The sequence below is a fragment of the Streptomyces sp. NPDC087859 genome (assembly GCF_044742595.1).
Taxonomy (GTDB): Bacteria; Actinomycetota; Actinomycetes; order Streptomycetales; family Streptomycetaceae; genus Streptomyces; species Streptomyces canus_F.
The window spans coordinates 189022-209957 of the sequence record NZ_JBIUUU010000021.1 but is presented as its reverse complement, the minus strand read 5'-3'; the positions used below and the strand labels follow the sequence as shown (position 1 = coordinate 209957).

18 protein-coding genes are annotated in these 20936 nt (G+C 71.8%); 9 read left to right on the top strand and 9 right to left on the bottom strand.

Going from position 1 to position 20936, the window contains the following annotated elements; translation table 11 throughout:
- Positions 1 to 56: 56 nt before the first annotated feature.
- Positions 57 to 1280, bottom strand: coding sequence for an arginine deiminase (locus tag ACIOHP_RS40555; protein ID WP_401895317.1), 1224 nt, complete (start codon positions 1278 to 1280; stop codon positions 57 to 59).
- Between the two features lie 118 nt (positions 1281 to 1398).
- Here ACIOHP_RS40555 and ACIOHP_RS40550 point away from each other — a divergent pair, with 118 nt between their 5' ends.
- Together ACIOHP_RS40550 and ACIOHP_RS40545 are read left to right on the top strand one after the other, a co-directional pair.
- Positions 1399 to 2403: an SPFH domain-containing protein gene (locus tag ACIOHP_RS40550; RefSeq protein ID WP_401895315.1), complete on the top strand. Its 1005-nt coding sequence runs from the start codon at positions 1399 to 1401 to the stop codon at positions 2401 to 2403.
- Entirely contained in the window at positions 2400 to 3290 is an 891-nt protein-coding gene (locus ACIOHP_RS40545; protein WP_361549129.1) for a hypothetical protein, read from the top strand. Before ACIOHP_RS40550 ends, ACIOHP_RS40545 begins: the two co-directional genes overlap by 4 nt.
- A 3-nt stretch (positions 3291 to 3293) precedes the next feature.
- On the opposite strand, the gene ACIOHP_RS40540 is transcribed toward ACIOHP_RS40545, so the two are convergent.
- Both ACIOHP_RS40540 and ACIOHP_RS40535 read right to left on the bottom strand, forming a co-directional pair.
- Entirely contained in the window at positions 3294 to 5837 is a 2544-nt protein-coding gene (locus tag ACIOHP_RS40540; protein WP_401895313.1) for a polynucleotide kinase-phosphatase, read from the bottom strand.
- Positions 5834 to 7321 (bottom strand): 3' terminal RNA ribose 2'-O-methyltransferase Hen1, encoded by a 1488-nt coding sequence (locus ACIOHP_RS40535; RefSeq protein ID WP_401895311.1) that lies wholly within the window; start codon positions 7319 to 7321, stop codon positions 5834 to 5836. The genes ACIOHP_RS40540 and ACIOHP_RS40535 overlap by 4 nt, the downstream gene beginning before the upstream one ends.
- 229 nt (positions 7322 to 7550) lie before the next feature.
- On the opposite strand from ACIOHP_RS40535, the gene ACIOHP_RS40530 reads away from it, so the two are divergent.
- Complete coding sequence (locus ACIOHP_RS40530) at positions 7551 to 8330, top strand: SAM-dependent methyltransferase (RefSeq protein WP_361549135.1); 780 nt, start codon at positions 7551 to 7553, stop codon at positions 8328 to 8330.
- A gap of 62 nt (positions 8331 to 8392) precedes the next feature.
- Here ACIOHP_RS40530 and ACIOHP_RS40525 read toward each other — a convergent pair whose 3' ends face one another.
- On the bottom strand, positions 8393 to 9316 hold the full coding sequence (locus tag ACIOHP_RS40525) for an LLM class F420-dependent oxidoreductase (RefSeq protein ID WP_401895310.1): 924 nt from the start codon (positions 9314 to 9316) through the stop codon (positions 8393 to 8395).
- Positions 9317 to 9555: 239 nt separating this feature from the next.
- Here ACIOHP_RS40525 and ACIOHP_RS40520 point away from each other — a divergent pair, with 239 nt between their 5' ends.
- The gene (locus ACIOHP_RS40520; RefSeq protein ID WP_361549139.1) at positions 9556 to 9723 is read left to right on the top strand and encodes a hypothetical protein; all 168 of its coding nucleotides are present in this window, start codon (positions 9556 to 9558) and stop codon (positions 9721 to 9723) included.
- A 47-nt stretch (positions 9724 to 9770) separates the two neighbouring features.
- Here ACIOHP_RS40520 and ACIOHP_RS40515 read toward each other — a convergent pair whose 3' ends face one another.
- The 4 genes from ACIOHP_RS40515 to ACIOHP_RS40500 all read right to left on the bottom strand — a co-directional run bounded on the left by ACIOHP_RS40515 (position 9771) and on the right by ACIOHP_RS40500 (position 12567).
- On the bottom strand, positions 9771 to 10241 hold the full coding sequence (locus tag ACIOHP_RS40515) for a DUF6099 family protein (protein WP_361549141.1): 471 nt from the start codon (positions 10239 to 10241) through the stop codon (positions 9771 to 9773).
- A 180-nt stretch (positions 10242 to 10421) separates the two neighbouring features.
- A complete protein-coding gene (locus ACIOHP_RS40510; protein WP_046263092.1) occupies positions 10422 to 10748 on the bottom strand; it encodes a nucleotide pyrophosphohydrolase in 327 nt (108 codons plus the stop codon).
- The gene (locus ACIOHP_RS40505) at positions 10745 to 11929 is read right to left on the bottom strand and encodes an AAA family ATPase (protein WP_401895306.1); all 1185 of its coding nucleotides are present in this window, start codon (positions 11927 to 11929) and stop codon (positions 10745 to 10747) included. The genes ACIOHP_RS40510 and ACIOHP_RS40505 overlap by 4 nt, the downstream gene beginning before the upstream one ends.
- A gap of 248 nt (positions 11930 to 12177) precedes the next feature.
- A complete protein-coding gene (locus ACIOHP_RS40500; RefSeq protein ID WP_046263090.1) occupies positions 12178 to 12567 on the bottom strand; it encodes a cell division protein SepF in 390 nt (129 codons plus the stop codon).
- 229 nt (positions 12568 to 12796) lie between these two features.
- Between ACIOHP_RS40500 and ACIOHP_RS40495 the strand changes: the two genes are divergently transcribed.
- Both ACIOHP_RS40495 and ACIOHP_RS40490 read left to right on the top strand, forming a co-directional pair.
- Positions 12797 to 16825, top strand: coding sequence for a molybdopterin-dependent oxidoreductase (locus tag ACIOHP_RS40495; protein ID WP_401895303.1), 4029 nt, complete (start codon positions 12797 to 12799; stop codon positions 16823 to 16825).
- Between the two features lie 140 nt (positions 16826 to 16965).
- Complete coding sequence (locus tag ACIOHP_RS40490; RefSeq protein ID WP_401895301.1) at positions 16966 to 18627, top strand: hypothetical protein; 1662 nt, start codon at positions 16966 to 16968, stop codon at positions 18625 to 18627.
- On the opposite strand, the gene ACIOHP_RS40485 is transcribed toward ACIOHP_RS40490, so the two are convergent.
- A complete protein-coding gene (locus tag ACIOHP_RS40485; protein WP_361549149.1) occupies positions 18608 to 19123 on the bottom strand; it encodes a YceI family protein in 516 nt (171 codons plus the stop codon). The two genes, ACIOHP_RS40490 and ACIOHP_RS40485, sit on opposite strands and share 20 nt — an antisense overlap.
- Before the next feature lie 137 nt (positions 19124 to 19260).
- Here ACIOHP_RS40485 and ACIOHP_RS40480 point away from each other — a divergent pair, with 137 nt between their 5' ends.
- From ACIOHP_RS40480 to ACIOHP_RS40470, 3 genes are all read left to right on the top strand, one after another.
- Complete coding sequence (locus ACIOHP_RS40480; protein WP_361549151.1) at positions 19261 to 19743, top strand: MarR family transcriptional regulator; 483 nt, start codon at positions 19261 to 19263, stop codon at positions 19741 to 19743.
- A gap of 66 nt (positions 19744 to 19809) precedes the next feature.
- A complete protein-coding gene (locus ACIOHP_RS40475; RefSeq protein ID WP_401895298.1) occupies positions 19810 to 20319 on the top strand; it encodes a hypothetical protein in 510 nt (169 codons plus the stop codon).
- A 48-nt stretch (positions 20320 to 20367) separates the two neighbouring features.
- Positions 20368 to 20928, top strand: coding sequence for a hypothetical protein (locus ACIOHP_RS40470; RefSeq protein WP_401895296.1), 561 nt, complete (start codon positions 20368 to 20370; stop codon positions 20926 to 20928).
- Positions 20929 to 20936 lie beyond the last annotated feature (8 nt).

The following is a 20936-nucleotide window of genomic DNA, read 5'->3' as shown; positions in this document are numbered from 1 at the left end:
ACGGACTTATGGAAGTCTATACGACGTCTTACATTTCTATGCGATCCCCTGTACGCCTATACGGCCGCACGTTCGACCGGACAGCTCATGCAGCGCGGCCCGCCCCTCCCCCGCCCCAGCTCGCTGCCCGGGATCTCGATGACCTCGATGCCCTGCTTGCGCAGATGGGTGTTGGTGGTGGCGTTGCGCTCGTAGGCGACGACGACGCCCGGTTCGACGGCGAGGACGTTGCAGCCGTCGTCCCACTGCTCGCGCGCGGCGGCATGCACGTCCTGGGTCGCGGTCAGCACGCGGATCTCGCTGAGCCCGAGGGCGGCCGCGATCGCGCGGTGCATGTGCTCCGGCGGATGGTCGGTGACCTTGAGCTCCTTGTCGCCGACGCCCGGTTCGATGGTGTACGAGCGGAGCATGCCGAGCCCGGCGTACTGAGTGAAGGTGTCGCCGTCGACCATCGTCATCACGGTGTCGAGATGCATGAAGGCCCGCCGCTTGGGCATGTCGAGCGCCACGATCGTCTGCGCGGACCCGGCGTCGAACAGCTTGTGCGCGAGCATCTCCACGGCCTGGGGCGTGGTCCGCTCGCTCATGCCGATGAGGACGGCGCCGTTGCCGATGACGAGGACGTCCCCGCCCTCGATGGTGGACGGGTAGTCGGCCTGGCCCTCGCTCCACACGCGGAACGTCTCGTCGCGGAAGAGGGGGTGGTGCCGGTAGATCGCCTCGAAGTGGACCGTCTCGCGCTGCCGGGCCGGCCAGCGCATGGCGTTGACGGAGACGCCGTCGTAGATCCAGGCGGAGGTGTCGCGGGTGAAGAGGTGGTTGGGCAGCGGGGCGAGGAGGAAGTCGTCGAGGTCCATCACATGGAAGCGGACGGAGACCGGCTCCTCGTGCGCGTCCAGGAACTCCCTCTTGGTCATGCCGCCGACGAGCGCCTCGGCCAGTTCGGCCGCGGGCAGCGACTCGAAGACGGCACGGAGGTGGTCGGTGGCCAGGACGCCGTACTCCTTCTCGTCGAAGACCCGGTCCAGGACGAGGGTACGGGCCGCCGGGATCGCCAGGGCCTCGGTGAGCAGGTCGCCGAAGAGGTGGACGGTGACCCCGCGGTCGCGCAGCACGTCCGCGAAGCCGTCGTGCTCGGCGCGCGCCCGGCGCACCCACAGCACGTCGTCGAAGAGCAGAGCGTCCTTGTTGCCGGGGGTGAGCCTTTTGAGCTCGAGATCCGGCCGGTGCAGGATGACGCGGCACAGCCGCCCGGCCTCGGAGTCGACATGGAATCCCATGAGTCCATCCTGACCACCGGCGACCGTCTTCACCCCCCGCTTGCCCACTTCCCTTTCTCGTCCCCTTGACGACAACTAACACGCACGGTTATCGTCGTACAGACGAAAAGAGGGTCTCGTGGCAGACATCACCCGGCGCCTGGGCTGGCGCCATCTGCGTGGCGCACCGACCGCGCATGTGCGGCACCACCGCGGCGGAAAGCTCCTGCACGACGGTCCGGGCCTGAGCTTCTGGTACCGCGCCCTGACCGCGGCGCTCTCCGAAGTACCGGTCGACGACCGGGAGTTGGCGATGACCTTCCACGCCCGCACCTCCGACTTCCAGGACGTGGCGGTGCAGGCGACCGTGACCTACCGGATCAGCGACCCGACGCTCGCCGCGGCCCGCCTGGACTTCTCGGTCGACCCGGACACGGGCGCGTGGCGCGGCACCCCGCTGGAGCAGCTGGGCACGCTGCTCACGGAGACGGCACAGCAGCACGCGCTGGACGTGCTGGCCCGTACGCCGTTGTCGGCGGCACTGATGGACGGTGTGGCGGCGGTACGGGAGCGGGTGACGGCGGGACTGGCGACGGAACCGCGGCTGCCGGCCACCGGGATCGAGGTGGTGGCCGTCCGGGTGGTCGCGCTGCGACCCGAGCCGGAGGTGGAACGGGCCCTGCGCACCCCGGCCCGCGAGCAGATCCAGCAGGAGGCGGACCGGGCGACGTACGAGCGACGGGCGGTGGCGGTCGAACGGGAGCGGACGATCGCCGAGAACGAGCTGGCCAGCCAGATCGAACTCGCCCGGCGCGAGGAGCAGTTGGTGGAGCAGCGCGGCACGAACGCCCGGCGGGAGGCCGAGGAGCACGCGGCGGCGGACGCGGTACGGGCCGAGGCCGAGGCGGCACGATCGGTCAGGCTGGCCCGCGCCGAGGCCGAGGGAGCGCAGGCGGTGGGCGCGGCACGGGCCCAGGCGCAGGCGGCGTGGCTCCAGGTGCACACGGAGGTGGACGTGGCCGTCCTGCACGCGCTCACCGGGACACGGCTGGCGGAGAACCTCCCCCGCATCGACAGCGTGACGGTGTCGCCGGACGTCCTGACCGGCCTGCTCGCCAAGCTGGGCGCACAGGACCGGGCATGAGCCTCGCCCCGCGGGTCGTCCTCGTCCACCGCACCACGGAGTACGAGGAGCTGGTGGCCCACCACGGCACCCACGGCCAGGCCGCCTTCTTCCTCTCCTCCCGCGGCCGGGACATCGAGGAGGTGGCCGAGCGCCACCGCCGTACGCGACGCGCGCTCGCGGAGGTGACGGCGGCGATCCCCCTGACCTGGCGTCAGTCACGCGTGGAGCGCCGGGACTTGGACCGTTTCCTGTTCGCCCCCGAGGACGTGGTGGTCGTGGTCGGCCAGGACGGACTGGTGGCGAACGCGGCCAAGTACCTCTCCGGGCAACCGGTGGTGGGCATCGACACCGACCCCGGCCGCAACCCGGGCGTGCTGGTCCGCCATCGCCCCCAGGACGCCGCGAAACTCCTGACGGCCGGCACCCCCGCCGTCGACGAACTCACCATGGTCGAGGCGGTCGCCGACGACAGCCAGCGTCTGGTCGCCCTCAACGAGATCTACCTGGGCGCCCCGGGCCACCAGACCGCCCGCTACCGCCTGGGCCTCGGCGGCCACGGGGGTGCCGCCGAGGCCCAGGCTTCCTCCGGGGTGCTGGTGGGCACGGGGACGGGCGCGACGGGGTGGGTGCGGTCGGTGTGGCAGGAGCGGGGCAGCGATCTGCCACTGCCCCGCCCCACCGAGGACCGCCTGCTGTGGTTCGTCCGCGAGGCCTGGCCCTCGCCGGCCACCGGTACCTCACTGGTGGCCGGCGAACTGCCGGCGTCGGCCGCCCTGCACCTCACCGTCGAGTCCGAACGGCTGATCGCGTTCGGGGACGGGATGGAGTCGGACGCCCTGGAGCTGACCTGGGGCCAGAGCGTCCGTGTGGGTGTGTACGCGGAGCGGCTGAGGCTGGTCGGCTGACCGTCACAACCGCGGGTCCACCGGCTCCGACTCCAGCGCCAGCACCCCGAACACCGCCTCGTGCACCCGCCACAGCGGCTCACCCTCGGCCAGGCGGTCCAGGGCCTCCAGGCCGAGCGCGTACTCGCGGATCGCGAGCGAGCGCTTGTGGTTGAGGAAGCGGCCGCGCAGCCGGGTCAGGTTGTCGGGGCGGGTGTACTCCGGGCCGTAGATGATCCGGAGGTACTCGCGGCCACGGCACTTGATGCCGGGCTGCACCAGCCGCCCCTCCTCGCTGCGCACCACGGCGCCGACCGGCTTGACCACCATGCCCTCGCCGCCGCGGCCGGTCATCTCCAGCCACCAGTCGACGCCCGCCTGCACCGACTCGGGGTCGGCCGTGTCGACGTAGAGGCGACGGGTGGTCTGGAGCAGACCCGTGCCGTCGTGCTCCACCATGCGGTCCAGCAGGGCCAGTTGCTCGTCGTGCGGCAGGGACGCCAGGTTGCGGCCCTGCACGGCCAGGATCTGGAACGGGGCCAGACGTACGCCGTCCAGGCCCTGCGTCGGCCAGCAGTATCGCCGGTACGCCTCGGTGAACGCGGCCGCGTTCGAGGCCCGTTCCCGCTGGCGCCCCAGCAGGTCCGTCACGTCGACGCCCCGCTCCGCCGCTCCCTCCAGCGCGGCCAGCGCGCCCGGGAACACCGCCCCGGACGCGGCACCGACGGCCGCGTACTGCGAGCGCAGCAGCCCCGACGCCTTCAATGACCACGGCATCAGCTCGGCGTCCAACAGGAGCCACTCGGTGTCGAGTTCGGCCCACAGACCGGCCTCGGTGACCGCTGCGCGCAGCCGGCCCAGGATCTCCTCCGTCACCGACTCGTCGTCGAAGAACGGGCGACCCGTGCGGGTGTACAGCGAGCCGGTCGGGCCGTCCACGCCGAACCGCTTGCGTGCCGCTTCCGCGTCCCGGCACACCAGCGCCACCGCCCGCGAGCCCATGTGCTTCTCCTCGCACACGACCCGTGCGACCCCGTCCGCCGCGTACTGCGCGAAGGCCTCGACCGGGTGCTCCAGATAGCCCTCGACCTGCGAGGTCGCGGTCGGCGCCATGGTCGGCGGGAGGTACGGCAGCAGCCGCGGGTCCACCGCGAAACGGCTCATGACCTCGAGGGCCGCGGCCGCGTTCTCCTCGCGGATCGCGACACGGCCCTGGTGCCGGGTCTCCACCGCACGGCGGCCGTGCACGTCCGCCAGGTCCAGGGGCCGCCCGTCGTGTCCGCCGGGTGCCTCCGACTTCAGCGGCTTCGTCGGCTCGTACCAGACCTTCTCCGCCGGTACGTCGACCAGCTCCCGCTCCGGCCAGCGCAGCGCGGTGAGCTTGCCGCCGAAGACGGCGCCGGTGTCCAGGCAGATGGTGTTGTTGAGCCAGGTCGCCTCCGGGACGGGGGTGTGGCCGTAGACCACGGCCGCCCGGCCCCGGTAGTCCTCGGCCCACGGGTAGCGCACCGGCAGCCCGAACTCGTCGGTCTCCCCGGTGGTGTCGCCGTACAGCGCGTGCGAGCGGACCCGGCCCGAGGTGCGGCCGTGGTACTTCTCCGGCAGACCGGCGTGACAGACGACCAGCCTGCCGCCGTCGAGGACGTAGTGGCTGACCAGTCCGTCGATGAACTCCCTCACCTCGGCCAGGAACTCCTCGGACGCCCCCTCCATCTGCTCGATCGTCTCGGCGAGCCCATGGGTGTGCTGGACCTTGCGGCCCTTGAGGTGACGGCCGTACTTGTTCTCGTGGTTGCCGGGCACGCACAGGGCGTTGCCGGACTTCACCATCGACATCACGCGGCGCAGCACGCCCGGGCTGTCCGGGCCGCGGTCAACGAGGTCGCCGACGAAGACCGCGGTACGGCCCTCGGGGTGCACCCCGTCGACGTAGCCCAACTTGCCCAGCAGCGACTCCAGTTCGGATCCGCAGCCGTGGATGTCGCCGACGATGTCGAACGGGCCGGTGAGGTGGGTGAGGTCGTTGAAGCGCTTCTCGGTGCGGACGGTGGCGTTCTCGACGTCCTCCACGCCCCGCAGGACGTGCACCTTGCGGAAACCCTCGCGCTCCAGGTGCCGTACGGAGCGGCGGAGTTCGCGGATGTGGCGCTTGATGACCCGGATCGGCATGTCCGCCCGGTCGGAGCGGGACGCGTTGCGCTCGGCGCACACGTTCTCCGGCACGTCGAGCACGATGGCGATGGGCAGGACGTCGTACTGCCTGGCCAGCTCGATCAGCTGGCGCCGCGAGTCCGACTGCACGCTGGTCGCGTCCACGACCGTACGACGGCCGGCGGCGAGGCGTTTGCCCGCGATGTAGTGGAGCACGTCGAAGGCGTCCTTCGTCGCGCCCTGGTCGTTCTCGTCGTCGGAGACCAGGCCGCGGCAGAAGTCCGAGGAGATGATCTCGGTGGACTTGAAGTGCCGCCGGGCGAACGTCGACTTGCCGGAGCCGGAGGCTCCGACGAGGACGACCAGGGAGAGGTCGGTGACGGGCAGCACGCGCCCCTTGGTCTGGTTCTCGGTCATGCCGCCTTCGCCTCCTTCTCGGTCCCGTCGGTCCTGCCGTCGGCTGTGCTCAGTTCGAAGACCGCCATCTGGGTCGGCGGTCCGACCTCGGGGTCGTCCGGCCCGACGGGCACGAACTCCACGCCGTACCCGTGCCGTTCGGCCACCGCCCGGGCCCAGGTCCGGAACTCTTCCCGCGTCCACTCGAAGCGATGGTCGCCGTGCCGGACATGGCCGGCCGGGAGGGTCTCCCAGCGCACGTTGTACTCGACGTTCGGCGTCGTCACGAGGACGGTCCGCGGGCGGGCTGCGCCGAACACCGCGTACTCCAGGGCGGGCAGCCGTGGCAGGTCGAGGTGCTCGACGACCTCGCTGAGCACGGCGGCGTCGTAGCCCTTGAGGCGCTTGTCCGTGTAGGCGAGCGACCCCTGGAAGAGCTTGACGCGCGAGGCCTGCCGCTCCCCCATGCGGTCCAGCTTGAGCCGCCGGGAGGCGATGGTGAGCGCGCGCATCGACACGTCGACGCCCACGATCTCGGTGAACCGCACGTCCTTGAGCAGCGCCTGCACCAACTGGCCCTGCCCGCAGCCGAGGTCGAGCACCCGGGAGGCGCCGGCGGCCTGGAGGGCGGCGAGGATGGCGTCCCGGCGCTGCACGGCGAGCGGGGTCGGCTTCTGTTCGTCCTCGGTCTCCGCCTCGACGGCGTTGTCGATCTCCTCGACCTCGCTGTCGTCGGCCTCGGCGAGCCGTACGAGCTCCAGGCGCTCCATCGCCGCGCGCGTGAGCGACCAGCGGCGCGACAGATAGCGGCTGGTGATCAGCTTCTGCTCGGGGTGGTCGGGCAGCCAGCCCTCACCGGCCCGCAGCAGCTTGTCGACCTCGTCGGAGGCGACCCAGTAGTGCTTGGCGTCGTCGAGGACCGGCAGCAGGACGTAGAGGTGACGCAGGGCCTGGGCGAGGGTCAGGGTCTGCGACTCCAGCACGAGCCGCACATACCGCGAGTCGCCCCACTCCGGGAACTGCGCGTCCAGCGCGACCGGTTCGACGGTGACCGCCCAGCCGAGCGGCTCGAACAGCTTCCGTACGAGGTCGGGGCCGCCCCGGGCGGGCAGCGCGGGTACCTCGACGCGCAGCGGCAGCGGCTGCGCGGCCCGCTCGGGGCGGGCGTTGCACACCCCGCGCATGGCGCTGGAGAACACCGCGCTCAGCGCGACGGCGAGCAGCGAGGACGCGGCGTAGGGCCGGTCGTTGACGTACTGCGCGAGCGCCGCGTCCGGAGCACCACCGCGGCCCTTGCCCTTGCCGCGCCGGACCAGCGCCACCGCGTCGACCTCCAGCAACAGCGCCGCCGTGCAGCGCTCGGCATCGGCCTCGGGGTAGAGGACGTGTGCCGTGCCGTAGGACGTGGAGAACGCCTGCGATTTCTCGGGATGCTTGTGCAGCAGGAAACCGAGGTCGGTCGCGGGGCGTTCGGGTGTGCCGGTGGTACTGATCGTGAGGAACACGGTGGTTACACCTCTGGGATCCTTCTGAGCTGCGGCTTCTCGCCGTCCCGAGCTGCGGGGGGCCCGCTCAACGTACCTCGGGCCACCCCGTACGTACTCTCGATTTATCGCCCGCCGGCACCCACCGCGCCTCAGGCCTCGCGGACCGTCGCGCTCCGGACGGCGGACGGCGATCGGAAATGTTCGCTAGCCTCCGGTCGACCGGGCGTTCGAGGGAGGATCCACGACTGTGAGCACGATCGACACCAGCAAGCCGCATTCGGCCCGCATGTACGACTACTTCCTCGGCGGGAAGGACAACTACCCGGTCGACGTGGCGGCGGCCGAGCAGGTGACCTCGCACTTCCCCGCGGTGAGTCAGATGGCGCGGACCAATCGCGCGTTCATGCACCGGGCCTCCCGGCTGCTGGCCGAGCGGGGCGTGCGGCAGTTCCTCGACATCGGCACCGGCATCCCGACCGAGCCGAACCTCCACCAGATAGTCCAGGGGATCGCCCCCGACGCCCGGGTGGTGTACGCGGACAACGACCCGATCGTCCTCCGGCACGCCGAGGCTCTGCTGCACAGCACGCCGGAGGGGAAGACCTCCTACGTCCAGGCCGACGTACGGGAACCGGGCAAGATCCTCGCGGCGGCCCGCGAGACCCTCGACTTCAGCCGGCCGATCGCACTGTCCCTGGTGGCCCTCCTGCACCTGGTCGCGGACGAGGACGAGCCGGTCCGGATCGTGCGGGAGCTGGTCGAATCCCTCGCCCCCGGCAGCTACTTGACGCTCTCCCACGCCACCGGGGACTTCGACCCTGAGACCTGGGAGCGGGTCGTGGAGGTGTACCGCAAGGGCGGTACGGCGGCGCAGGTCCGCTCGCGCGAGGAGTTCTCCGGGTTCTTCACTGGGCTGGAGCTGGTGGACCCGGGTGTCGTGCTCGCGGCCCAGTGGCATCCCGAGCTCGGCGCACGGCAGGGCGGCGAGGAGATCCCCCTGTACGTGGGGGTCGGGTACAAGTCCTGACGGAGGACGGTCCGGCGGACCGGGCCGTGTGGCGCGGTCCGCCGGTCGGTCGTTTCCCGGGGTTACGACAGCTGCGACTGCACCTGCGCCGAGATGAGCTCCAGGTGTTCCAGGTCGTGGAGGTCGAGCACCTGGAGGTAGATGCGGCGGGAGCCGATCTCGGCGTAGCGGCCGATCTTGTCGACGACCTCGGCCGGGGAGCCGGCGAGGCCGTTGCTCTTCAGCTCGGGCACCTCACGGCCGATCGCGGCGGCGCGCCGGGCGACCTCCTGGTCGTCCTTGCCGACGCAGACCACGAGGGCGTTGGAGTACGTCAGCTCGTCGCCCTTGCGGCCGGCCTCCTCAGCGGCGGCGCGCACCCGGGCGAACTGGCGCTCGCTGTCCTCGACCGAGGCGAAGGGCATGTTGAACTCGTCGGCGTACTTCGCGGCCAGCGCCGGCGTACGGGAGGGACCGTGGCCTCCGACGAGGACGGGGATCTTCGCCTGGGCCGGCTTGGGCAGCGCGGGCGAGTCGGTGAGGTCGTAGTACTTGCCGTGGAAGTCGAAGGTGCTGCCGGCCTCGGTCGCCCAGAGTCCGGTGACGATCTCCAGCTGCTCCTCCAGGCGGCCGAACTTCTCCTTCGGGAAGGGGATGCCGTACGCCTTGTGCTCCTCCTCGAACCAGCCCGCGCCCAGGCCCAGTTCTACGCGGCCGCCGGACATCTGGTCGATCTGCGCGACCTGGATGGCGAGCACGCCGGGCAGCCGGAAGGTACCGGCGGTCATCAGCGTGCCGAGGCGGATGCGCTTGGTCTCGCGGGCGAGGCCGGCGAGGGTGATCCAGGCGTCGGTGGGGCCGGGCAGGCCGTCCGCGGAACCCATCCTCAGATAGTGGTCCGACCGGAAGAAGGCGTCGAAGCCAAGGTCCTCGGTGGCCTTGGCGACCGTGAGAAGTGTGTCGTAGGTGGCCCCCTGCTGGGGCTCGGTGAAGATGCGAAGATCCATACCTCCATCCTGCACGCCGTCCCGCCGGCCAATCCCATCCGCCCCCGCCGTCCCTCCTTTGCCCGGTCGGGTGAAATTCCGTCAACGCGGCGCACGGGGGCTGCCCGGGCCAGTGACCCGGCGAAGGTGATGATCGTTGCTCGGGCGGAGCCGGACCGACCGGCGCCCGCGCCCGGCCGGTCAGCGCCGGGCGTCACCCGTGTCGGCCTCCTGTGGAGGCCTGGGCCGAGGAGGCCGTCATGTCCGAAGAATCCGTCCCGCAGCAGGGGGCCGGGCCGACCGGTCAGCCGAAGGGTTTGCTGCAGCAGATGGAAGAGCTGATGGCGTCGCTCAACGCGGACCTCTCCGCCCTGGACGCGGATCTGCAGTCGGCGGTGCGCGGTGCGGACGAGGCCGAGGGCCGCTGAGGGGAGCGCCGACGTCGCTCACCCCGGGGTCCGGATCCGCTGAGCGCTCACCCCGCCTCCCGCTCCGGTAACGCCTGATCCCGGTCCGCGAGCTTGCTGAGCATCTCCAGGACGCGGTCCCGGGACTCGTCCGCCGCGTCGATCGCCTCCATGCACTGCCAGTACATACCTTCGTCGTCCACGGCGCAGGCGAGGCCGACGAGGGCGATGCCCACCTCGCCGAGCAGGCCGCCGAGGCAGAGCAGAACCTGGCGGGCGTCGCCCAGTTCGGTGAGCTGGGCGGCGCGCAGGTCGGCGGTGTCCAGGTCGGGACGGTCCAGGACACCGCAGCCTCTGCCCGCCAGCTCGGTCAACCCCAGTGCCTCGCCGCGGAGTCGGGGAGGGCCGGAGACCGCCAGCCTGCTGCCGATCGCCTGGGCCAGCGCCTGCGCCTGCCACACCTCCCTCAGCACCTGAGGCGCCGCGCCGCTCCCCGCGAGGGCCCGCCTGCTCGTCACTATGAGCCGCACCGCATCCATGCGCTGCCCCCGTCTGCCGCCCGAACTCTGTTGTCCACTACCCAGAGTGAGGGTCGGCGGGACGAAAAGCCAGAGGAAGGCGGAAATCTGCGGACAACGAATCGATTTCGGACCGGATTTTGACTGCGGAGAGTGAAAACGGACCGCGCTACTCCCTGTGAAGCGGAGTTGCCGCCCCCACTACGGCGCCGGGAACCTCCGCTCGTTCCGGTCGATCTTCGCGTCCAGTGCCGCCAACGGATCGATGCCCAGCACCTCGCACAGTTGCAGCAGATACGCGAGCACGTCGGCGACCTCGTCCGTGACCCGGTGCGCGGTGTCGGCGTCGTCCATGACGCGGGCCGACTCCTCGGGGGTCAACCACTGGAAGATCTCGACCAGTTCGGAGGCCTCCACGCTGAGCGCGGCGACGAGGTTCTTGGGGGTGTGGTACGGCTGCCAGTCGCGCGCCGCCGCGAACTCGGCCAGCCTGCGCTGCAGTTTCGCCACATCGAGAGGGTCTGTCACGGGTCCAGGTGTACCACCGTGAGCCCCTCGGTCTTCGTGGCCCAGGACGCGTCGGTCGCCGTGCCGAGCAGCCGGATGTGCCCGCGGTCGCACATCCGGGCGGCGAGGCCCAGGAGTTCGTCCCGCTGGCGTGGGTCCAGCCGCCGGTCCAACCCGTCGGCGAGCACGGTGAGCGTCTGCATCGCCGCGGGCACCTCACCGGCGGGGTCGACCTCCAGGACGCCGGGTCCGGTGAAGAGCACGAGGGCGAGCGCGAGGTACCGCAACTCGCCGTCGCCGAGCCGTGCGAGTTCCGTACGGGCACCCTCCCCGCGGTCGAGCACGGCCCGCACCGTGCCGTCGCCGAGCAGTTCGGCGAGGACGTCCGCCACCGGGCCCGCGCATCCGGTGTGCACCGCCGCGACGAACTGCGCGTGGCGGCGGCCGCATTCGGAGCGGGTGCGCCACAGCACGTCGGCGAGGTTGTCGCAGCCGCCGAGGAGGCGCCCGGAGCCGGTGGGCACCGGGGCGCGCATCCGGTCGGGGCGGGGGTCGCAGGCGAACACGGACCGCAGGGCGATCACCATCTGTTCGGCGGCGGCGAGCACCCGGCGCTGCCCGTCGGTCTTGCCCGCCACCCTCAGCGGCAGCAGTGCGGTGCCGAGCCGGTCGTCCGGGAGCGGGGCGCGGGTCACCGGCGACGAGCCGGCCGTGTGCCACGCGGCCTGCACGGCCCGTCGCGAGGGGTCGCGCAGCGCCGTCTCCAACAGGACCTGTCCGCCGGCGGCCAGCCGCTCCCCCACGACCCGGAGCTCGGGTTCGGCCTGCACGGCGACGTCGAGCCGGACCGGCCCCTCGGGACCGTCCGTCGTGCACCCGATCCGAAACCCGCGCCGCCGCTGTGCGTCGGGCCGCGCCCACTCCGGCACACACGCGAGCGGATCGGGGAACACCTCCCCCAGCTCCGCCCCGGCGGCAAGCCGCGCCAGTGCCTCGTACGCCCGCAACGCGCTCGACTTGCCGGATCCGCTGGGCCCGACGAGAAGGGTGAGAGGACCCATCGGGAAGCTCGCACGTCTGTGTGAGGCGAAGGCGGAGAGCCGCAGTTCGGTGAGGTGGGGGCGACTGGGGTGGTGACCGGCCGCGACACGGGCACCGGGCGAACCGGACTGCGGCGCCGCCGGGCGGTCGGCGGCGGACACCCCCGGGTGCCCCTCGGCGGACGACTCCGCGTGTCTCGCGCCCGACGACTCGCCGAGCGCCCCTGGACGCCCGCCGTCACCCGCCGGCCGCCCCTGGGGCGGCACCCTCCGGTCGCTGGAAGTCTCCGGAACCGTATGAGCCGCAGAACCCGCCGGCACAGAAGTCACGCACATGTCCGGACCGTAAGCCTCCGGAACCAGGTGAACCGTTCCGCCGGGCGCCGCTTCCTACGATCGGGGGACCGGGCTCAGGCGCTGGGGGCGCCCGCGGTCTCCATCAGGCCGCTGACCTCGGTGCCGGGCGGGGTCAGCAGGAAGACGTTGCGGTCGACGCGGTGCATGCCGCTGGCGAGGCCGAAGACGACTCCCGTGCTGAAGTCGAGGACCCGTTTGGCGACCTCGCCCTCCGCCCCGGTCAGGTCGAGCAGCACCGGGATGCCCGCCATCAGGGTCTCGGCGACCTCACGGGCGTCGCCGAAGACATTCACCCTCAGCACGACGAAGCGGCGGCGCGGTTCCGTCACCGCTTCGGGCGGCACCCGGTGGTCCACCGCGGACGGCCAGGCGTCCCGGCCCCGCAACGGAACGACCTGGGCGAGCCCTTCCCACTGTTCATCGGTGACGTCGTACCTGCTCACCGGTTCCCCCCGGACTCGCTCGCCTTGATTGCCTGCACCGGCCAATTCTTACGCCAAGTCACCCGTTCGGCCCAACAGCGACACGGACCGCGACAGTCCCGCCCCCTCACATCGCGCCACGAACGGCTGTGTGTCCGACGTAACTCCTCATGATCAAGCCATGTGACATCGGCGTAATGGGCGATTCGTACGCTCTGGGGGCAAGAGCCGACCGCCGAAAGGGCCCCGTGTGACCCCCACCACTCCCACGTCCCAGGTGCGCTCGGTCTGCTCCTACTGCGGAGTGGGCTGCGGCATCGTGCTGGACGTCGGCATGGGGCCCGACGGGCGGCGTACGGTCCTGAAGGCCAGCGGTGACAAGGCGCACCCGGCGAACGCGGGGCGGCTGTGCACCAAGGGCGCCACCACGGCCGAGATGCTCTCCGCGCCCGGGAGGCTGACCACCGCGCTGGTCCGGGACGACCGCGGTGCGGAGCCGGTCCCGGCGCCCATGGCCGACGCCATCGCCGAGACCGCGCGGCGGCTGCGCGCGATCATCGACGAGCACGGTCCGGACTCGGTCGCCTTCTATGTGTCCGGGCAGATGAGCCTGGAGGCGCAGTACCTCACCAACAAGCTCGCCAAGGGGTTCGTCCGCACCAATCAGATCGAGTCGAACTCCCGGCTGTGCATGGCCAGCGCCGGGGCCGGATACAAGCTGTCGCTGGGCGCCGACGGGCCGCCCGGGTCGTACGAGGACTTCGACCGGGCCGATGTCTTCCTCGTCATCGGGTCGAACATGGCCGACTGCCATCCGATCCTCTTCCTGCGGATGATGGAGCGGGTCAAGGCGGGCGCGAAGCTGATCGTCGTCGATCCGCGGCGCACCGCGACGGCCGCCAAAGCCGATCTGTTTCTGCAGCTCAAACCGGGTACCGACCTGGCGCTGCTCAATGGCCTGCTGCATCTTCTGGTCGAGGAGGGGCACACCGACCCCGATTTCGTCGCCGCCCACACCGAGGGCTGGGAGGCGATGCCGGAGTTCCTCGCCGACTACGCGCCCGACGTCGTCGCCGAGATCACGGGACTGGACGAGGACGACCTTCGCGAGGCCGCCCGGCTCATGGGGGAGGCCGGTGAGTGGATGAGCCTGTGGACCATGGGCCTCAACCAGTCCACGCACGGCACCTGGAACACCAACGCCCTGGTCAACCTGCACCTCGCGACCGGCGCCATCTGCCGCCCCGGCAGCGGCCCCTTCTCCCTCACCGGCCAGCCGAACGCCATGGGCGGACGCGAGATGGGGTACATGGGGCCCGGTCTCCCCGGTCAGCGGTCCGTCCTCGTCGACTCCGAAAGGGAGTTCGTCGAGGAACTCTGGGAGCTGCCGGCGGGCACCGTCCGCAAGGACGGCGTCGGCAAGGGCACCGTCGAGATGTTCCAGAAGATGGCCGACGGCGAGATCAAGGCCTGCTGGATCATCTGCACCAACCCGGTCGCCTCGGTCGCCAACCGCCGTACCGTCATCGAGGGCCTGGAGGCCGCCGAGTTCGTCGTCACCCAGGACGTGTTCGGGGAGACGGAGACCAATGCCTACGCCGACGTCGTGCTCCCCGGGGCTATGTGGACCGAGGGCGAGGGCGTCTTCGTCAACAGCGAGCGCAACCTCACCCTGACCATGCCGGTCGCCGACCCGCCGGGCGAGGCGATGGCGGACTGGCGGATCATCGCGGCCGTCGCGCGGGAGATGGGGTACGAGAAGGGGTTCTCGTACGACAGCGCCGAGCAGGTCTTCGAGGAGATCCGGCGCGCCTGGAACCCCGTGACGGGGTGGGACCTGCGCGGGGTGACGTACGAGCGGCTGCGGGAGACGCCCGTGCAGTGGCCGGCCGCCGAGGGCGGGCCCGCGCGCAATCCGATCCGGTACGTCAGCGGCGACGAGCTGCGCTTCCCCACCGCGAGCGGCCGGGCCGTCTTCCACGCGCGGCCGCACATACCGGCCGCGGAGATGCCGGACGACGACTTCCCCTTCGTGCTGAACACGGGGCGGGTGCAGCACCAGTGGCACACGCTGACCAAGACCGGAAGGGTCGCCAAGCTCAACAAGCTGAACCCCGGGCCGTTCGTGGAACTGCATCCCGAGGACGCGGGTGCGCTGGGGATCGCCGAGGGCGACCGGGTGGAGGTGGCCTCGCGGCGGGGGCGGGCGGTGCTGCCCGCGGTGGTGACGGACCGGGTGCGGCCGGGATGCTGTTTCGCGCCGTTCCACTGGAACGACCTCTTCGGTGAGTATCTGAGCGTCAACGCCGTGACCAGCGACGCGGTGGACCCGATCTCCTTCCAGCCGGAGTTCAAGGTGTGCGCGGTGTCGCTGACCCGGGTTTCCGCAGCTCCCGCGCCGGCAGCCGCACCCGCGGTCATCGTCCCCACCTCCGTCACCCCCGGCGCCAACCCCTTCGGCCTCGACCCCGCTCCGCCGCCCGTCCTGACCGCCCAGGAGCGCCTGTACCTGACCGGCTTCCTCGCGGGCATCGACTCCGGCGCCCCCGGCGTGCCGGTGCTGCCGCCGGACGCGCCGTTCAGCCCCGAGCACGCGATGTGGGTCAACGGCGTGCTGGCCGGCATGTACTCGCGGTCGGCCCCGGCGCCCCGCACGCAGCCCGGCCGTGAGGTGGTCGTGCTGTGGGCCTCGCAGACCGGGAACGCGGAGGAGTTCGCCGGTGCCGTCGCGGACCGGCTCTCCGCGAGCGGACACCGCCCCCTGCTGGTCGGCATGGACGACACCGACCCGGGCGCGCTGCCCCGGGGCGCCGACCTGCTGCTGGTCACCAGCACCTTCGGTGACGGCGACGCGCCCGACAACGGCTCCGGCTTCTGGGACCGGCTCGCGGCCGAGCAGGCCCCGCGCCTGGACGGGGTCCGCTACTCCGTGCTGGCCTTCGGCGACTCCTCGTACGACGACTTCTGCGGCCACGGGCGACGGCTCGACGCCCGCCTCGACGAACTGGGCGGGGTGCGGCTGGCGCCGCGCACCGACTGCGAGCCGGACTTCGAGCCGTCCGCGGACGCCTGGCTGGACGAGGTGCTCTCCGCGCTGGGAAGCCAGACCGTCACCCCGCCCACCGGCACCACCGAGGCGCCGAGGAAGCCCGCCCGCTCCCCCAGGCCCGCCCCCACCACCGCCCGCCTCGTCGGCAACCGGCTGCTCAGCCTGCCCGGCGCGGGCAAGGAGGTCCGGCGGTTCACCTTCGACACGAGCGGGACCCCGCTGACCTACGAGGCGGGGGACGCGCTCGGCGTGCGGCCGGTCAACTCGGCTGCCCTGGTGGAGGAGTGGCTGGCGGTCACCGGCGTCGACGGATCGACCGCCGTGGACCTGGACGGTGTCGGCGAGGTCCCCTTCGCCGAGGCCCTGCACCGGCACCTCGACATCACCCGTATCACCCCCGACCTCCTCCGCTTCGTCGGTGAACGCGTCCGTGACGGGCGGGAGTTGAAGAAGCTCCTGCGGCCCGACAACAAGGACGGGCTGGCGCAGTGGAGTTGGGGACGGCAGGCGGTGGACGTACTCGCCGAGCATCCGGTGCGGGCGGACGCGCGGGACTGGGCGAACGTTCTCAAGAAGCTCCAGCCGCGCCTGTACTCCATCTCCTCCAGCCCCCTCGTCGACGCGAACCGGGTTTCGCTGACGGTGTCGGTCGTGCGGTACGAGAACCTGCGCGGCACACCGCGCGGCGGGGTCTGCTCGCCGTTCCTCGCGGACGCCGAAGCGGGCACCGAGGTACCGGTCTTCGTCCAGGCCTCCCCGCACTTCAGGCCGCCCGCCGACCCGGCGACGCCGATGGTGATGGTCGGTCCCGGCACGGGGGTCGCGCCCTTCGTGGGCTTCCTCCAGGAGCGGCGCGCGCTCGGTCACCCGGCGCCCAACTGGCTGTTCTTCGGGGAGCAGCACCGGGCCAGCGACTTCTACTACGAGGAGGAGCTGACCGAGCTGCTCGACGAGGGCACCCTCGCCCGTCTCGACACCGCCTTCTCCCGCGACCAGCGCCGGAAGGTCTACGTCCAGGACCGGATGCGCGAGCACGGCCCCGAGCTGTGGCGCTGGCTCCAGGACGGTGCGCACTTCTATGTGTGCGGCGACGCCTCCCGGATGGCCAAGGACGTGGACCGGGCGCTGAAGGACATCGCGGTCGCGCACGGCGGGCTGGGCGAGCAGGAGGCGGCGGCGTATGTGAAGCAGTTGGCCGCGGCGAAAAGGTACGTGCGGGACGTCTACTGACAAACCCAGCTTTCTTACCCCTCTCCTACCGGACTCTTCACCTCCCCCACCACCTCGCTCACCGGCCGCGATTACGGTCCGGTGCCGTGCACTTGGCAGAACTAAAGCCGGTGACACCCGGCCGGCGCACACAGTCGGCGGTGTCCTCCCCCGGTCCGGAAACACCCGCGCAGTGGCATCGCGTCCTGACGCTGCTCGCCGACATCAGCCTCCTCATCGGGACACGCGCGGTGTGGACACAGGCGGCCTCGCACCAGGTCGCCGTGGCCGCGGTCATCTCGGTCTGTTACGCCTCGATCCTGGTGTGCGGGGTGATGGGGCTGGTGGTGCGCCGGACCCGTTCGCTGGCCCGCGTCGACCTGTGCGTCCTGGTGACGGCCGTGGCCCTGACCCTCTGCGCCTGGTCGGTGCTCCACCAGGGCGGCGACGAGGCCCTCCTGACCACGCAGGCCGCCCGGGAGCTGGTCGCGGGGCACCCCGTCTACGGCCGGTCGTGGCCCTGGCTCTTCGGTCACGGCGTCGCCCTGACCCCCACGGTGACCGGCGGCTACGACTTCACGTACGGCTATCCCCCGCTCGCCCCGCTGCTGACCGCGCCGCTGCTGTGGCTGGGCCACGGCGGCGCCCCGGCGACGGCGGTGAGCACGGGTGCGCTGGTCGTCGGCGCGGTCGTGCTGTGGCGGATGCTGCCGGTGCCGTGGCGCCCGGCGGCGACCATGGTGTGCCTGGGCTTCGCGATGCTGCCGCAGTACGGCCGGCTCGGCTATCCGGCGATCCTCGCGCTCGCCCTGCTGGTGCCGGTGGTGGTGCGCTGGCCGCGGATCGGGCGGGGCGGGCGGCTGGGCGCGGCCGGGGTGGCGCGGGCCGTGTGCCTGGGGGCGGCGTGTGCGGCGCAGCAACTGCCGTGGTTCCTCGCACCGTTCCTGCTGGCCGGGATCTACGCGGTGCGCCGCGGGGAGCTGGGCGGCCGGGGTGCGGTGCTGGTGGTGCTGCGGGTCGTCGGGGTCGCCGCCACCGTGTGGCTGCTGATCGACACGTACTTCCTCGTGAGCGAGCCGGGCCCCTGGCTCACCGGTGTCGCCCTGCCGTTGACCCAGGGCGCGGTGCTGCACGGGCAGGGCCTGGTGGACGTGTCCGCGTATCTCACGGGCGGCAGCGACCGGCTGGACTGGTACGGGCACGCGAGCGTGCTGCTGGCGGCGGGTCTGCTGGTGCTGTTCGTGCTGTTCGTAAGGCGGTTGGGGCCTGCCGCGACCGTGCTGCCGTGGTGTGCCTTCTTCCTGGCGACGCGTTCGCAGGACGGCTATTACCTGATGATGACGCCGCTGTGGCTGGCGGCGGCCGTCACCGCGCCCGCGTCGGAGTTCACGGGCGCCTGGCAGCCGGGGCCGCGACTGGGCTCCCGTGCGGCGCGGACCGCGGTGGCCCTGCTCGTGCTGTCGCCGGCGCTGGTGAGCGCGGCCCTGGCGGTGACGGGCACACCGCCGCTGCGGATGCAGGTCACCGGGTTGCAGCGGGCCATGCCTGCCGACGGCTCCCGGCTGACGATCCGGGTCGCCAACACGGCCGACCGCGCCCTCGCGCCCCACTTCATGCTGACCGTGGGACAGGGGATGAGCCGGTACTGGACGGTCGTCCGGGGGCCGGCGACGCTGCCCGCCCACGGCACGGCGCGTTATGAACTCCGGCCGCCCGCCGGGGGGTACGGGCTGCCCCGCGCGGGCGCGCGGATCCGGCTGCGGGCCTTCACCGCCGTACCGCAGACGCTGTCGAGCGTGTACGTCAGGCTGCCGTCCGGATGAAGCGGAGGGTGGTGGTGACCGTGGTGAGGCGGGCGATCATGCCGAGCTGGTTCCAGCCCATCCCGAACTGGTTGCGGTCCACGGAGAATTCGGCGTCCAGGGTGAGGGCGTCGGCGTCCGCGCCGGTGAGGCGGGCGGTGAAGGTCTGGGGGCGGCTGATACCGCGCGCGGTGAGCTGGCCGACGACGTGGACCTGGTCGCCGTCGCGGAGTTCCGCGCTGCGGACCGCGAAGGTGAGCTCGGGGTGGTTGTCGGCGTCGAAGAAGTCGGGGCCCTTCAGGTGGGTGTCGCGCTTGGGGTTCTTGGTGTCCAGGGACGCGACGGTCAGGGTCAGGGTGCCGACGGCGGATCCGTCGGGGCGGACCTCGCCCTGGCCGGTGACGGCAGTGAAGGCGCCCTTCACGGTGATGAGCCCCCAGATCGACTTGTGCTTGATCGCGACGGTCGAGGCGGCGGTGTCGAGCTGCCACAGGCCGGTTTCCACGGCGACGGTCATGACGGGGTCTCCTTCGTGCTGATGTCCATGCGGCGGTCATCCAAATTTGAATGACCTCACGCTAGCGGGTCATCCAAATATGAACAACCCTTTCGAGCCCTCTGATCCAAAATTGGACAACAGGTAGACTGGGCGTCATGGCCGATCACTCCGACTGCCCCTCCACCGCAGGTGACGGGCTCCTGCCCGCAGAGCTGCACGCCTGGATGCTGATGCTGGCCGCGACCGGAGCCGTCGAGCAGGAGCTGCGCTCCGTGGTCAAGGAGCGGCTGGACGTCTCGCACGACGAGTTCCTGGTCCTGTGCCTGTTGGCCGGGAACCCCTCGGAAGGTCTGCGCATGACGCGGATCGCCGAACTCCTGGGCCGCCCCAAGACCCGCCTCACCTACCAGATCGCCTGCCTCCAGCACGCCGGCCTCGTCACCCGCCAATCGGTCTGCGGCGACAAGCGCGGCATCGAGGTCGCCCTCACCGAGAAGGCCCGAGCCCTGCTGAAGGATGCCTCGGGGGTCCTGGCCCAGACGGTCAAGGAGGCGCTGGCCCGGATCATGGGACCCACCCAGCGCCAGGCGATGGGCGCGCTGGTGCCCGACTTCGCCGAGGACGCGGCGCCGGAGTAGTCGCCGGCGCGGGGCCTGTTCGCGATTCTCGCCACGGAACGGGCCGGCGCACGGTGAGATGAGGGGATGAGACGAAGACGGATCGTTCTGGCGGCAGCCGGCGTGGCGGCGCTCGCCGCGGTGTCAGGCTGCACCGTGCCGATCGCCGGCGCCACGGGCATCACGGTCGACGCGGACGGGCGGCCGATGGGGGTGCTGATGGTCTGTCACGACCACATCGACGGCGCCACGTTGTACACCGACAGCAAGCCCGCCGACCCGGACGAGAGCAGGTCGGTGGAGGTCGGGAGATGGAGCGGCGACGCCTCCGTGAAGGGATTCGCGACCTGGCCCCTCGACACGGGCGGCGACGGCTGGAGCGTCGACAAACCCCTTCAGGCCCTGGAGAAGAACCGCAGCTACCACCTGTACGGCTGGACCCGCGACAGCTCCTGGTCGACCGGCAACGTGACCTTCACCCCCGCGGATCTGGCCACCCTCACCCCCGGCCGGGTCCGCTACCGGAGCGGCGAAGGCGACGACTACGAGACGGGGTCCGTCGAGGACTTCCGCTCCCACGCCTGCCAGGACCGATGACCGCCCTCCGCCGATCGCCCCGCACCGCGCCGGTACCCGGTGCGCACCTTGTCGGGGCCGACCTGGATCTCCACGGGACAACTCGGTGTCGCCGAGCGGGTGTTGGGCCGTACCGTGCGCCGACCGGCCGGGCATCTGCGCGACGGCGGCCTCGTGGTCGGCCTGGAACGGAGCTGCACGGCCGTGTTCCGCTCGGACGCGGGCGACCCGTTCCCCGGCGACCCGGACGTACGGCGACTGCGCGCACAGACCGTCACCCTCGCCGGGCTGCTCACCGCGCACTCCCCCGGCTACGAGCCGCCCCAGGTGCCGGACCGCTCCGCGCGGGCGCTCGCCCAGGCGCACTGCCACCAGCACGCGGTCCAGGGCTGGGATGCCGACCGCGAGCTGTTGAGCCGCGCCGGGGGCGACGCCGAGCGGCTGGGCTCCGGCTGCTGCGGACTCGCCGGGAACTTCGGCTTCGAGCCCCGGCATCTCGACGTCAGCGAGGCATGCGCGGAGCGGGTACTGCCCCCGGCTGCGGGAGGCGGACGCGGCCACGGCGGTACTGGCGGAGCTGCCGGCCTGCGGACCGCCCGGGGCGGACGGCAGCGCGCCCTCACGCCGTGAGGGACCGG

Bases quoted from the DNA above. Each gene is read 5' to 3' on its own strand.
- ACIOHP_RS40555 (WP_401895317.1), bottom strand. From the start codon at position 1,280: ATGGGATTCCATGTCGACTCCGAGGCCGGGCGGCTGTGCCGCGTCATC.
- ACIOHP_RS40545 (WP_361549129.1), top strand. From the start codon at position 2,400: ATGAGCCTCGCCCCGCGGGTCGTCCTCGTCCACCGCACCACGGAGTAC.
- ACIOHP_RS40540 (WP_401895313.1), bottom strand. From the start codon at position 5,837: ATGACCGAGAACCAGACCAAGGGGCGCGTGCTGCCCGTCACCGACCTC.
- ACIOHP_RS40525 (WP_401895310.1), bottom strand. From the start codon at position 9,316: ATGGATCTTCGCATCTTCACCGAGCCCCAGCAGGGGGCCACCTACGAC.
- ACIOHP_RS40520 (WP_361549139.1), top strand. From the start codon at position 9,556: ATGTCCGAAGAATCCGTCCCGCAGCAGGGGGCCGGGCCGACCGGTCAG.
- ACIOHP_RS40515 (WP_361549141.1), bottom strand. From the start codon at position 10,241: ATGGATGCGGTGCGGCTCATAGTGACGAGCAGGCGGGCCCTCGCGGGG.
- ACIOHP_RS40485 (WP_361549149.1), bottom strand. From the start codon at position 19,123: ATGACCGTCGCCGTGGAAACCGGCCTGTGGCAGCTCGACACCGCCGCC.
- ACIOHP_RS40480 (WP_361549151.1), top strand. From the start codon at position 19,261: ATGGCCGATCACTCCGACTGCCCCTCCACCGCAGGTGACGGGCTCCTG.
- ACIOHP_RS40475 (WP_401895298.1), top strand. From the start codon at position 19,810: ATGAGACGAAGACGGATCGTTCTGGCGGCAGCCGGCGTGGCGGCGCTC.